Genomic DNA, 13645 nt, shown 5'->3' on the forward strand with positions numbered 1-13645 from the left:
ACTAATTAATCAATTTTCTTAAAAACCACACAAGCATTGTGTCCGCCAAAACCGAATGTGTTACTCATGGCAACTTTTACATCTCGTTTTTGAGCTTTGTTCAATGTAAGGTTTAAATCAGGATCAATATTCTCATCTACGGTGGTATGGTTAATTGTTGGTGGTACTACACCATGCTCCATTGCCAGTATCGATGCAATTGCTTCAATAGCGCCCGCCGCACCTAATAAGTGACCGGTCATAGACTTAGTAGAATTGATATTTATTTTCTTGGCATGATCGCCAAATACCTTAGTAATTGCCTTAAGTTCAGCAACATCACCTAAAGGTGTAGAAGTACCATGTGTATTAATGGCATCTACGTCTTCAATAGACATTCCTGCATCTCTTAAACAGTTTTCCATTACCCTGACTACACCAATACCATCTGGGTGTGGCGCCGTCATATGGTAAGCATCACTTGACATACCGCCACCTGCTACTTCTGCATATATTTTTGCTCCTCTAGCAACAGCATGCTCATATTCTTCAAGAACCAAAGCCCCTGCTCCTTCTCCTAAAACAAAACCGTCTCTGGTTGCATCAAAAGGTCTTGAAGCCGTTTCTGGACTATCGTTTCTTGTAGATAATGCGTGCATTGCTCCAAAACCACCCATACCCGCAATAGTTACAGCTGCTTCACTACCACCTGTTACAATAACATCACAATGACCTAATCTTATATAGTTCAAGGCATCTATCATTGCATTGGCCGAAGAGGCACATGCTGAAACTGTTGTATAGTTAGGACCCATAAAACCATGTTTTATAGATATGTTACCCGGTGCTATATCCGCAATCATCTTTGGTATAAAGAATGGATTGAATCTTGGTGTACCGTCACCGTTGGCAAAATTCATGACCTCGTTCTGGAAAGTTTCCAATCCTCCGATTCCTGCTCCCCAAATTACACCAACACGAAATTTATCTACTTTTTCTAAATCTAATTTAGAATCAAGAATAGCTTCATCAGAAGATACAAGTGCATACTGTGCAAATCTATCTAACTTACGGCCTTCTTTTCTTTCAAAGTGATCTTCGGTCTTGTAATTCTTTAGCTCACATGCGAATTTTACCTTGAATTTTTCTGTATCGTAATAAGTAATTGGAGCTGAGCCACTTTTACCGTTGACCAGTGCATTCCAATACTCTTCAATATTATTACCTATTGGGGTAAGTGCCCCCAAACCTGTAACTACAACTCGCTTTAACTGCATTTAACTTTTATTTGTTTAAATCTAAACCAAGCGTAAATTAAAAAAAATTATCCATGCGGAGCGTTTACCACATGGATAATTTGAATTCTATTTAAGAAAACATGCTTTACTTCGCTTCTTCTATATAGCTGATCGCTTGACCAACAGTTGCGATATTCTCAGCTTGATCGTCTGGAATTTGAATATCAAATTCTTTTTCGAACTCCATTATCAACTCTACTGTGTCTAATGAATCTGCGCCTAAATCGTTAGTAAAGCTAGCCTCGGTTACCACTTCGTTTTCATCAACTCCTAATTTATCAACGATGATAGCTTTAACTCTTGATGCAATGTCTGACATAATAATATTTGTTTTAAAAATTTAAATTGAAGGCAAAAATAAAAAACTTTGGTTTAATTACACTAATTGTCGTTAAAATGTATGGTAATTTAATAAAATTAAAGACATGTGCTGTAATTTTACCATATTAATATTTTGTTTCGGTAACGTTGATAAAAGGTATTGAAAAGTAGTGAGGTATTAGAACTGTAAATGATAATCGTTTTTTTCTAAATTCTGACAAGCTTTAAATTTGCTTTATTTGCCAAACTTAATTTCATTGTACGCTCTCTTAAAAAGACCACTTCTATTGAAAACCAAAAAAATTATTCTTTTTGCCTCAGGTTCTGGATCTAATGTTGAAAACATTGCCAACTATTTTAAACTCCGCAAAGATGTTACTATATGCTGTGTATTAACTAACAAAAGCGATGCCAAAGTCATTGAACGCTGTAACAGACTTGAAATAAACGCTCTATTTTTTAACAGACAGGCATTCTCTAAAAGCGACTTTATTCTAAATATGTTACAGTCTTTAGAACCTGACCTTATAGTATTAGCTGGCTTTTTATGGAAAATACCAGAATCTATTACCAATGCTTTCCCTAAGCAGATCATTAATATTCATCCTGCCTTATTACCTAAATATGGTGGTAAGGGTATGTACGGCATGAACGTTCATAATGCAGTTAAGGAACATAAAGAGACTGAAACCGGTATTACTATACATTATGTAAATGCACATTATGATGAAGGTGCTATCATTAAACAAGCGAAAGCGAACATTGATGAAAACGACACCGCAAATGATATTGCCGCTAAAGTCCACCAATTAGAATATGAATACTTCCCAAAAGTTATTGACGAAATTTTATCGAAACAATAATGGCGAAAAAAGGAAAATTCTATGTGGTTTGGAAAGGCAAAAAGCCAGGTATCTTTGATTCCTGGAAAGAGTGCAAAAAATCTATTGCAAACTATGCCGGTGCAGAATACAAATCTTTTGAATCTTTTGATGTCGCCAAAAAAGCCTACAATGGTAATTATGCCGATTTCAAAGGAAAGAAAAAAACAGCTTCTACCTTATCTAAAGAAGAACTGGCAAAAATAGGTTTACCAAATTATCATTCTATTTCTGTTGATGCGGCTTCTAGTGGAAATCCCGGAGTTATGGAATACCAAGGTGTTGATACCAAAACGGGTAAAAAATTATTTAAACAAGGTCCCTTTCCCCAGGGCACCAATAATATTGGGGAATTTTTAGCTTTGGTTCACGGACTGGCGTTTTTAAAAGAGCGTAATAGCGATCGAATTATCTATACAGATTCTAGAACCGCTATGAGTTGGGTTAGAAAAAAGAAATGCAACACTAAACTAACAACATCTGCCAAAAACAAAAACCTTTTTGAACTTATAGCGAGAGCAGAAGACTGGTTAAAGAAAAATAAGTACACTACAGTTATCGTAAAATGGGAAACGAAGGCTTGGGGAGAAATTCCTGCTGATTTTGGTAGGAAATAATTGGCATTTTATATCAACAATTCGCCTTTGATAACTATTACAATTTGTATTTGAAAAACCATTTTAATTAGCCCCTCAAAATCGTATATTTGCAGCTTAAATTTTTACAATTTTATGGGCAAGCTTTTAATAGTAGGTACTGTCGCTTTTGACGCCATCGAAACTCCTTTTGGCAAAACAGATAAAATTTTGGGCGGCGCAGCTACCTATATTGGATTAGCAGCATCTCAATTTGAGGTTGATTCAGCCATTATATCAATAGTTGGTGATGATTTACCTCAAGAATACCTAGACCTTTTAACCGATAGAAATATTGACATTTCTGCATTGGAAATCGTAAAAGGTGGCAAGACGTTCTTCTGGAGCGGTAAATACCATAACGATCTTAATTCTAGAGATACGTTAGCTACAGAACTAAACACTTTAGAAGATTTCAACCCTGTTGTTCCTGAAAATTACAATGATGCTGATGTAGTAATGCTAGGTAATCTTCACCCAATTGTACAATTAGGTGTCATCAACCAAATGAAAAAACGACCTAAATTAATCATATTGGACACCATGAATTTTTGGATGGACAATGCGCTGAATGATTTAATGGAAGTAATTAAACATATAGATGTATTAACTATTAATGATGAGGAGGCCAGACAATTGACCGGTGAATACTCTTTAGTTAAAGCTGCGCAAAAGATTTTTACCATGGGTCCTAAATATGTGGTTATCAAAAAAGGGGAACACGGGGCTTTATTATTTAATGAAGACCAAATCTTTTTTGCACCGGCATTACCTTTAGAAGAAGTATTTGACCCTACAGGCGCTGGTGATACATTTGCCGGTGGCTTTTCAGGATACCTGGCAGCAACCAATGACAGCTCTTTTGAGAATATGAAGAAAGCTATCATTCACGGTTCTAACTTAGCATCTTTTAGTGTTGAGAAATTTGGAACAGAAAGAATGATCGATTTAGATCGAAAGGAAATTAGAGAAAGACTGCATCAGTTTAAAAGACTGACTCAGTTCGACATAGAATTACAATAATCCCCCTAGCCCCAAAATATTTTGGGGTTTTTTTAATACCAAAAACAATGAGTGACGCAATTAAGCATGAGTGTGGTATTTCTGTAATACGGTTGTTAAAACCTTTAGAGTATTACAAGGAAAAGTATGGAACAGCATTTTATGGTGTAAATAAAATGTATCTAATGATGGAAAAACAGCACAATCGTGGTCAAGATGGTGCAGGTTTTGCCAGTATTAAATTAGATGTAAAAGCAGGGGAACGCTATATGAGCCGCGTACGTTCTTGTCAGCAACAACCTATACAGGATATTTTTGCCCAAATCAACGATCGTATTAACACGGAACTTAAAGAGCACCCTGAATACGAAGATAATGTTGCATTACAAAAAAAGCACATACCTTATATAGGGGAACTACTTTTAGGGCATGTACGTTACGGTACTTTTGGCAAAAATAGTATTGAAAGTGTTCACCCGTTCTTAAGACAGAACAACTGGATGCATCGTAACCTTATCGTTGCAGGTAATTTCAACATGACCAATGTTCATGAACTGTTCGACAATCTTATTCAGTTAGGGCAGCACCCAAAAGAAATGGCTGACACCGTTACCGTAATGGAAAAGATCGGTCACTTTCTTGATGACGCTGTTGCTAAATTATACAAGCAGATAAAAAAAGAAGGATACACCAAACAAGAAGCTTCCCCAATTATTGCAGAACGCTTAAAGGTGTATAAAATATTAAAAAGGGCCGCCAAAAATTTTGATGGCGGTTATGCCATGGCAGGCTTATTAGGCCATGGTGATGCTTTTGTATTAAGAGACCCTAGTGGAATTAGACCTGCATACTACTACAGGGATGATGAAGTTGTGGTAGTAGCATCAGAGAGACCGGCAATACAAACAGTATTCAACGTACCTTATGATGAAGTAAAGGAATTAGACCCTGGCGCAGCAATCATCATTAAAAAGAATGGTACAAGTGCCATTAAGCAAATACAAGAACCTAAAGAACGTAAAGCTTGTTCTTTTGAGCGTATTTATTTCTCTAGAGGTAGCGATAAAGAAATCTACCAAGAGCGTAAAGCATTAGGTAAATTGGTTTTTCCACAGATATTGGAATCTATTAATGAGGATATCAAGAATACTGTATTCTCCTATATACCAAATACGGCAGAAACTTCTTTCTACGGTATGGTCAAGGAAGCTCAAAATTACTTGAACAAGAAAAAAGAAGAGCAAATACTAGCTTTAGGCACAGGTATTACTGGCGAACAACTTCATGAAATTTTAGATGTTAGACCTAGAATAGAGAAAGTAGCTATCAAAGATGCTAAGCTTAGAACATTCATTACTCAAGATAGCAGTAGAGATGATCTTGTAGCACACGTATATGACATTTCTTATGGTTCAGTAAAAGAAGGCGACAATCTAGTTATCATAGACGATAGTATTGTTCGTGGTACAACACTAAAAAAGAGTATTCTAAGAATATTGGACAGGTTATCACCTAAGAAAATTATCGTAGTATCATCTGCACCACAAATTAGGTATCCAGATTGCTATGGTATCGATATGGCAAAACTAGAAGACTTTATAGCTTTTAAAGCAGCATTGGCTTTACACGAGGATAATAACTCTATGCACATTGTAGAAGAAATCTATAAGAAGTGCTTGACGCAAGTTGATAGTCATGATGACGATGTAATCAACTACGTTAAAGAATTCTATGCTCCGTTTACAGCAAAAGAAATTTCCAAGAAAACAGGAGAGCTGTTGAGTCCTGATGGAATTAAAGCAGAAGTGTCTATTATTTATCAGACTATTGAAAATCTTCATGAGGCATGCCCTAAGAATTTAGGAGATTGGTATTTCACCGGAAACTACCCAACACCAGGTGGAAATAGAGTGGTTAATAGAGCATTCATAAACTTTTATGAAGGTAACAATGAACGCGCTTATTAAATAATACTTCGACGAAATGCACTCAATTTGTGTATTTCGTCGACGAATATGGTATTTTATCGACTGAATGGTCGATTTGACTTAACCAGCTTTACTTTTAAAGCTACCATAGCATAAGTAGGTTAAGTTCATGGTAAGATTTGGGGCAAAAAAGGTGGAGTTTTCTCCACCTTTTTTATTTGTCCATATTTAATACGGTACGGTATTGTAATCCGTTTCTTCACTTTACTCCCTTTAACGTAATTACGAGACGTTTAGCCAAAACCTTTTACATTCATTAACAAGCCAATTACATTTACAGAACCATAGCATAAGTAGGTTAAGTTCATGGTAAGATTTGGGGAAAAAGGCGGAGCAATGCTCCGTCTTTTTATTTTACAACACTTTCTAATTTCCCAAATACATTAAAATTATCTTCAGTTATCAATTTCAGTATTACAACTTAAGTTTGTGACGTACAACGATTAGCTTTTTGTATAATAGCATATGCCTATATATTTACAGAACCATAGCATAAGTAGGTTAAGTTCATGGTAAGATTTGGGGAAAAGACGGAGCAATGCTTCGTCTTTTTATTTTACAGCCCTTTCTAACTTCTCTATTCCTTTAAAATTATCCTCAATTATTAATTCTAGTAGTACAACCTAAGTTTGTGACGTACAACGATTAGCTTTTTGTATGACAGCATATGCCTATATATTTACAGAACCATAGCATAAGTAGGTTAAGTTCATGGTAAGATTTGGGGAAAAGACGGAGCAATGCTCCGTCTTTTTATTTTATACCAATTGGCTTATAAAACAACTAGTTACCCCTTGTTACCTACCCCTAGAAAAATATCTACACCAAAATAAAAGTTTATTTTTTTCTTAAAAATCCTTTTTTTATTTACTCAATACCAGTAATTTAGTCTCGCCATAGCATAAGTAGGTTAAGTTTATGGTAAGATTTGGGACGAAAAGGGTGGAGACTTCTCCGCCCTTTTCTATTTTAAAAACAAAAAAACCACCTATGAAAATTTCATAAGTGGTTTCTTACAAGATAGTTAAGAATATTTCTATCCTTTCTTATTTGTTACTTGCATATCTTTTTGATACTTCATCCCAATTAATGATATTGAAAAATGCTTCAATATAATCTGGTCTCTTATTTTGGTAATTTAGGTAATATGCATGTTCCCAAACATCTAAACCTAATATTGGCTGACCTCCACATTCAACACCTGGCATTAACGGATTGTCTTGATTTGGTGTAGAACATACTTCTACTTTACCGCCTTTATGAACACATAACCATGCCCAACCAGAACCAAATCTAGTTCCTGCAGCAGTTGTAAACTTATTTTTGAATTCTTCAAAAGAACCAAAAGCGCTATCAATTGCAGTTGCTAGTTCACCACTTGGCTTTCCGCCTCCGTTTGGTGATAAGATTGTCCAGAATAAAGAGTGATTGTAAAATCCGCCACCATTATTTCTAACAGCACTGTTACTCATATCCAAACCAGTTAAAATATCTTCTATAGACTTCCCATCAAGGTCAGTACCTTCTATAGCAGCATTTAACTTAGTTGTATATCCGTTATGATGTTTTGTATGATGTATTTCCATTGTCCTTGCATCAATATGAGGCTCAAGAGCATCATAAGCGTAAGGCAATTTTGGTAGTTCAAAAGCCATAATTTATGTGTTTTTAGATTAATATTAATAGTATTTCAAAGTTACGGATTTTAACATTTATATTCACGTAATAATTTGTTAAGAACTGTACAGGAATCCTTAATTTGCAGTAAAAATCTGTGTCAAGTAATTCTTTTACCATATACAATGCTTCTGCGGGATCCGGCAAAACCTATGCCCTTGCCAAGGTATATTTAAAAATAATACTGGCTTCTCCTCAGAATTTTAGAAAAATATTGGCCATCACATTTACCAACAAAGCGGTAAATGAAATGAAACATAGAATCTTGAACAGCTTGTTCGAATTCTCCAATACTACATCTATTGAAGATGCCAATCCTTTATTCAAAGACATATTAAATGAAACTAGCTACACTTTTGAAGAACTACCGGCACTAAGCAAGCTTCGATTAAAACAAATTTTACACAACTACGCTTTTTTTGACATTTCTACTATTGATAAGTTTACACACAGACTTATTAGAACTTTTGCGAAAGATTTAAAGATTCCGCAAAACTTTGAAGTGGTACTAGATGTAGACCTACTTTTACAAGAAGCCGTTGAACGTGTCATTAGTAAAGCAGGTGAAGACCCGGAATTTACCAAGGTACTTTTAGATTTTGCTTTAGAAAAAATTGAGGACGACAGAAGTTGGGATATTGGATTTGATCTTTTAAAAATAGGTAAGCTAATATTCGATGAAAATAATGCCGAACACTTAAAGCTATTAAAAGATGTTGAACTGGGCGACTTCTTAAAACTACAAAGTCATCTTAAAAAGCAAACCAAAAACCTAGAGAAGCATATTGTTGAAATTGCAACTGCAGCTATTGATACAATCACTGCATCAGGGTTAGACCTTAAAGATTTCCCTAGAGAAACATTACCTAATCACTTTAAGAAAATTATTGCCGGCAATTTTACTCCTACCCAACTATACAATAACAAACTTGAGGATAATTTAATTGAAGGTAAAGTAGTAAAAGCTACCGTTAAAAATGCGCCAGAAGATTTGGCTCCACAACTTCTTCAGCATTACCAAGCCATAAAGCAACTGATCTACAAAAGGGGGTTGTATGCAAATATCAATAGAAACATTATTCCCTTTGCACTGTTAAATGCAATCCAAAAAGAGCTAAAGATTATTCAAGAAGAAAAAGACCAATTGTCCATTTCTGAATTTAACACCTTAATTGCAAAAGAAGTAAAGAATCAACCCGCTCCGTTTATTTATGAAAGACTTGGGGAAAAATACCGTCATTACTTCATAGATGAATTTCAAGACACCTCACAAATGCAATGGGAAAACCTCATTCCTTTAATAGGGAGTGCCATGGAAGGTGAAGATGAATTAGGTAGCACCGGATCTTTATTTTTGGTAGGAGATCCAAAACAAGCCATTTATAGATGGCGCGGTGGTAAAGCTGAACAGTTTCTAGAATTGGCAACACACCAAACACACCCGTTTACCATTCAATCAGACCTGGTAACCTTACCAAAAAACTATAGAAGTTATGCGGAAGTCATCAACTTCAACAACAACTTTTTTCAAAGCATAAGTCCGTTTTTAGAGAATGATATTTATCAAGAATTCTTTAAAATAGGAAATACACAAGAAACCAACCATAAAGAAGGTGGCTATGTTCATATCTCATTATTAGAAGAAGATAACGATGAGGAGTATGCAGCAAGTACATTAGCAACTATCCAACAATGTCTGGACCAAGGCTATACCTACAGTGATATCTGTATTATCATAAGAAAGAAAAAACATGGTCTTCTGTTGGCAGATTTCTTAATGCAGCACAACATCCCTGTTGTTTCCTCAGATTCTTTATTGTTAAGCGAAAGTACCAAAGCCAATTTCTTGGTACAGCTAATTAGGTATATGGTTCAACCAACAGAACAAGAGATACAATATGAGATTTTGAATTTTCTGTCTGAAGGAAAAAAAGATAAACATGCATATATCTATGAAAATTTAGGCAAGCTAGACGCCCACCTTTTAGAAACGTATGGATTTGACGCTTCTAAACTAAGACAAGCTTCGGTTTTTGACGGATTGGCATATGCCATAAAAACCTTTGACCTTATCCCTACTTCAGACGCGCACCTTTCCGCTTTTATGGATCTTGTTTTTGACGTTGAGCAGAAATATGGCTCAGATATGCAATCTTTCTTAGATTATTGGGACAAGAAAGGTAATTCGGCAAGCATAAGCACACCAGAAAATATGGAATCGGTACAGATTATGACCATCCACAAATCTAAAGGTTTGGAATTTCCGGTGGTTATCTTCCCTTATGCCGATTCTAATGTGTACGAAGAAATTGACCCAAAATTATGGCTTCCGGTAAATAAAGAGGAATTTCTTGGCTTTTCAGAAGTGCTTATCAATAAAAAGCAAGAAGTTCAGCAATACGGTGAATTAGAATCTCTGCTCTATGAAATTGATCATCAAAAATTACAGCTAGATGCCTTCAATCTTTTATACGTAGTCCTCACCAGAGCGGTTAAAGCTTTGTTCATTATAAGCGCCAACAAACTAGATAAAAAGGGTGAACACAATACCAATTACTATTCTGGTTTGTTCATACATTTCTTAAAGAGCATTGATGCATATCAACAAGATAAACTATCGTATGATTTTGGTGAACTAATGCCACAAACCGCTAAAGAACAAACCAATACCGATCAACTAACTATACCTTATATATATACCAATAAAGATAGGCCCGATTTTAAGATACTTGCCTTGGCAGGTACTTTATGGGATGAAGGGTTAGATGTTGCCATAAACCAAGGTAATATCATACATTATATATTAGGGGCTATTTACACAACTTCCAATTTAGATAGAGCCGTACAAATGGCACTGCAAAAAGGATTGATCAAAGAGCAAGAAGTAAACGGGATAAAGGAAATTGTAAAAAAGGTCATCTTTCATAAAGATTTGACGCAATTTTACCAAAATGATGTAGAGGTACTAAATGAACGTGACTTGTTACTAGCAGATGGAACCATTCAAAGACCGGACAGGGTGGTGTTAAAAAACAACCATGCCACAATTATCGATTATAAAACAGGGGAACGGAACCCCGCATATCATCATCAAATAAATGCATATGCTCAGAGTTTTGAAAATATGGGCTACACCATTGATCACAAAATCATCGTATACATTAATACAGAAATAGAATTAGATTATATAAAGGAATATGTACGGAAAAATCAAAGAACATTTACAGCAAGAAATTGATAACATTAAAAATGACGGACTCTTTAAAGAGGAAAGAATTATCGTTTCTCCACAAGATGCCGTTATTAAAATAGATACCGGACAAGAGGTTATCAATTTTTGTGCTAATAATTATTTAGGTCTATCATCGCACCCAGATGTTATACAAGCCGCTAAAGATGCTATGGACACACATGGCTTTGGCATGTCTTCTGTTCGGTTTATTTGTGGTACACAAGATATACACAAAACCCTAGAACAAAAGATCGCACATTTCTATGGCACGGAAGACACCATATTATATGCAGCAGCCTTTGATGCAAATGGCGGTGTATTTGAACCTTTGCTTACTGCCGAAGATGCAATTATATCAGATTCTTTAAATCATGCCTCTATTATTGACGGTGTTCGTCTATGTAAAGCAAAGCGTTACCGTTACGCCAACAGCGATATGGCAGATTTGGAAGCACAACTGATCAAAGCAAATGAAGACGGAGCTCGATTTAAAATTATTGTTACAGATGGTGTATTCTCTATGGACGGTATTGTAGCTCCTTTAGATAAAATATGTGATCTAGCCGATAAGTATGATGCTTTAGTGATGATCGATGAATGCCATGCTACCGGATTTATTGGCGAAAAAGGAAAAGGAACCTTAGAGGAAAAAGGAGTAATGGGTAGAATTGATATCATTACCGGAACCCTAGGTAAGGCATTAGGTGGGGCTATGGGCGGATATACTACCGGTAAAAAAGAAATTATCACACTATTAAGACAGCGCTCCAGACCTTACTTGTTCTCCAACTCCTTAGCTCCAGCTATTGTAGGCGCATCTATTAAGGTATTTGACATGCTTGAAAACGATACTTCTTTACGAGATAAGTTGCAAGAAAATACTGCATACTTCAAAAAAGGCATTAAAAATGCAGGTTTTGACATTGTTGACGGAGATTCTGCGATTGTACCAGTAATGTTATACGATGCAAAATTATCTCAAGATATGGCCAATAAATTATTGGAAAGGGGCATTTACGTTATTGGTTTCTTCTACCCTGTAGTGCCTAAAGGCAAGGCCCGTATTAGGGTTCAACTATCTGCAGCACACACTAAAGAACATTTAGATGCCGCTATTAAGGCATTTACAGAAGTCGGAAAAGAATTAAAAATCGTTTAAATGCAGTATTTAATCTATTAAATGCGCAAAAAAAAATAGGAAATTGATTTTGTTAATAATATTTAACAAGTTACATTTGCAGCTAATAAACACTTAAACTTAAAATTTAATACATGAAACATCTTAGCAAATTATTGGCGGTTGCCCTACTTGTAGTAGGTATCAACAGCATACAAGCGCAAGACGAGAATAACCCTTGGCAAGTGCAATTTGGGGTTAATGCCATTGACGTATATCCAACTTCGGATGTAAGTTCTTTCGGTAACGAATTCTTCAATGTGAACGATCACTGGAACATTTTACCTTCTATCTCTTACGTAGGAGTATCTAAGTCAATAGGAGATGGTTTCTCTGTTGGTGCAAGAGGTTCTCTTAACAAAATCAGCAAATTAGGTGATACTAGCGTTGACGATTTATCTCACTACGCTATAGATGGTACAATTAAATATGATATCATAAAAAGACAAACTGTTATCGATCCTTTCGTAGAAATCGGTGGTGGTTATACTTGGATTGATGAAATCGGTGCTGGTACTGCAAATGGTGGTATTGGTGTAAACATCTGGTTTTCTGAAAACTTAGGTCTTACATTACAATCTTCTTACAAGCATGCTTTCGAAGATTACTTAGCTCCTCACTTCCAACACTTAGCTGGTATCTCAGTTAAATTTGGTGGTACTGATACTGACGGTGATGGTATCTACGATAAAGATGATGCTTGTCCAGAAGTTGCTGGTCTTGAAGCATTCAACGGTTGTCCTGATTCTGACGGTGATGGCATCGAAGACAGCAAAGATGCTTGTCCTAACGAAGCTGGTTCTAAAGAAATGAACGGATGTCCTGATGCTGACGGTGACGGTGTTGCTGATAAAGATGATGCTTGTCCTAACGAAGCTGGTCTTCCTGCTTTAGCTGGTTGTCCTGATGCTGATGGTGACGGTGTTGCTGATAAAGATGACGCTTGTCCTTCTGAAGCTGGTCCTGCTGAAAACAAAGGTTGTCCTTGGGCTGATAAAGACGGTGACGGTGTACTTGACAAAGATGATCAATGTCCAGATGTTGCTGGTACAGTAGCTAACGCTGGTTGTCCTGAAGTAACTGAAGAAGTTCAAAAGCAATTGAACGATTATGCTAGAACTATCTTATTTGATACTGGTAAATCTTCTATCAAAGCTGAGTCTACTTCTGTAATGGTTGACATTATCACAATCCTTAAAGAATACCCTAACGCTAAGTTTACTGTTGAAGGTCATACTGATAGCGTAGGTAGCGAAAAATTAAACCAAAGCCTTTCTGAGTCAAGAGCTCTTTCTGTAAAAGAATTCTTAGTAGACAAAGGAATCGAAGAGTTTAGATTATCTGCTGTAGGTTACGGTGAGTCTAAGCCAATGGCTACAAACAATACAAGAGCTGGTAGAGCTCAAAACAGAAGGGTAGAAATTAACTTAGTAAAATAAGTTTAATAAAAACCTA

10 protein-coding genes are annotated in these 13645 nt (G+C 35.9%); 7 read left to right on the forward strand and 3 right to left on the reverse strand.

Translation table 11 applies throughout. The features are described from left to right. Positions 1-5 precede the first annotated feature (5 nt). Together fabF and UH1x_RS07820 are read right to left on the reverse strand one after the other, a co-directional pair. Positions 6-1256 (reverse strand): beta-ketoacyl-ACP synthase II, encoded by a 1251-nt coding sequence (fabF, locus tag UH1x_RS07815; RefSeq protein WP_482626061.1) that lies wholly within the window; start codon positions 1254-1256, stop codon positions 6-8. A gap of 106 nt (positions 1257-1362) precedes the next feature. After that, entirely contained in the window at positions 1363-1596 is a 234-nt protein-coding gene (locus UH1x_RS07820) for an acyl carrier protein (protein ID WP_008269813.1), read from the reverse strand. A gap of 289 nt (positions 1597-1885) precedes the next feature. Here UH1x_RS07820 and purN point away from each other — a divergent pair, with 289 nt between their 5' ends. The 4 genes from purN to UH1x_RS07840 all read left to right on the forward strand — a co-directional run bounded on the left by purN (position 1886) and on the right by UH1x_RS07840 (position 6083). Then, positions 1886-2461: a phosphoribosylglycinamide formyltransferase gene (gene purN, locus UH1x_RS07825; protein ID WP_482626062.1), complete on the forward strand. Its 576-nt coding sequence runs from the start codon at positions 1886-1888 to the stop codon at positions 2459-2461. Next, the gene (locus UH1x_RS07830; protein ID WP_482626063.1) at positions 2461-3096 is read left to right on the forward strand and encodes a ribonuclease H1 domain-containing protein; all 636 of its coding nucleotides are present in this window, start codon (positions 2461-2463) and stop codon (positions 3094-3096) included. Before purN ends, UH1x_RS07830 begins: the two co-directional genes overlap by 1 nt. A 114-nt stretch (positions 3097-3210) precedes the next feature. Then, positions 3211-4137: a PfkB family carbohydrate kinase gene (locus UH1x_RS07835; RefSeq protein WP_482626064.1), complete on the forward strand. Its 927-nt coding sequence runs from the start codon at positions 3211-3213 to the stop codon at positions 4135-4137. Between the two features lie 47 nt (positions 4138-4184). Then, positions 4185-6083: an amidophosphoribosyltransferase gene (locus tag UH1x_RS07840; RefSeq protein WP_482626065.1), complete on the forward strand. Its 1899-nt coding sequence runs from the start codon at positions 4185-4187 to the stop codon at positions 6081-6083. A 1067-nt stretch (positions 6084-7150) separates the two neighbouring features. Here UH1x_RS07840 and UH1x_RS07845 read toward each other — a convergent pair. Beyond that, a complete protein-coding gene (locus UH1x_RS07845; protein WP_482626066.1) occupies positions 7151-7759 on the reverse strand; it encodes a superoxide dismutase in 609 nt (202 codons plus the stop codon). Positions 7760-7878: 119 nt separating this feature from the next. Between UH1x_RS07845 and UH1x_RS07850 the strand changes: the two genes are divergently transcribed. The 3 genes from UH1x_RS07850 to UH1x_RS07860 all read left to right on the forward strand — a co-directional run bounded on the left by UH1x_RS07850 (position 7879) and on the right by UH1x_RS07860 (position 13629). Then, the gene (locus UH1x_RS07850; RefSeq protein ID WP_482626067.1) at positions 7879-11019 is read left to right on the forward strand and encodes a UvrD-helicase domain-containing protein; all 3141 of its coding nucleotides are present in this window, start codon (positions 7879-7881) and stop codon (positions 11017-11019) included. Then, the gene (gene kbl, locus UH1x_RS07855) at positions 10979-12172 is read left to right on the forward strand and encodes a glycine C-acetyltransferase (RefSeq protein WP_482626068.1); all 1194 of its coding nucleotides are present in this window, start codon (positions 10979-10981) and stop codon (positions 12170-12172) included. The genes UH1x_RS07850 and kbl overlap by 41 nt, the downstream gene beginning before the upstream one ends. 113 nt (positions 12173-12285) lie before the next feature. Continuing rightward, positions 12286-13629: an OmpA family protein gene (locus UH1x_RS07860; protein WP_482626069.1), complete on the forward strand. Its 1344-nt coding sequence runs from the start codon at positions 12286-12288 to the stop codon at positions 13627-13629. Positions 13630-13645 lie beyond the last annotated feature (16 nt).

The organism is Maribacter sp. UH1 (genome assembly GCF_056839145.1).

What these genes read in the sequence shown, in the direction of transcription:
- fabF (WP_482626061.1), bottom strand. Translation starts at nt 1,256, where the DNA reads ATGCAGTTAAAGCGAGTTGTAGTTACAGGTTTGGGGGCACTTACCCCA.
- UH1x_RS07820 (WP_008269813.1), bottom strand. Translation starts at nt 1,596, where the DNA reads ATGTCAGACATTGCATCAAGAGTTAAAGCTATCATCGTTGATAAATTA.
- UH1x_RS07830 (WP_482626063.1), top strand. Translation starts at nt 2,461, where the DNA reads ATGGCGAAAAAAGGAAAATTCTATGTGGTTTGGAAAGGCAAAAAGCCA.
- UH1x_RS07835 (WP_482626064.1), top strand. Translation starts at nt 3,211, where the DNA reads ATGGGCAAGCTTTTAATAGTAGGTACTGTCGCTTTTGACGCCATCGAA.
- UH1x_RS07840 (WP_482626065.1), top strand. Translation starts at nt 4,185, where the DNA reads ATGAGTGACGCAATTAAGCATGAGTGTGGTATTTCTGTAATACGGTTG.
- UH1x_RS07845 (WP_482626066.1), bottom strand. Translation starts at nt 7,759, where the DNA reads ATGGCTTTTGAACTACCAAAATTGCCTTACGCTTATGATGCTCTTGAG.
- kbl (WP_482626068.1), top strand. Translation starts at nt 10,979, where the DNA reads ATGTACGGAAAAATCAAAGAACATTTACAGCAAGAAATTGATAACATT.
- UH1x_RS07860 (WP_482626069.1), top strand. Translation starts at nt 12,286, where the DNA reads ATGAAACATCTTAGCAAATTATTGGCGGTTGCCCTACTTGTAGTAGGT.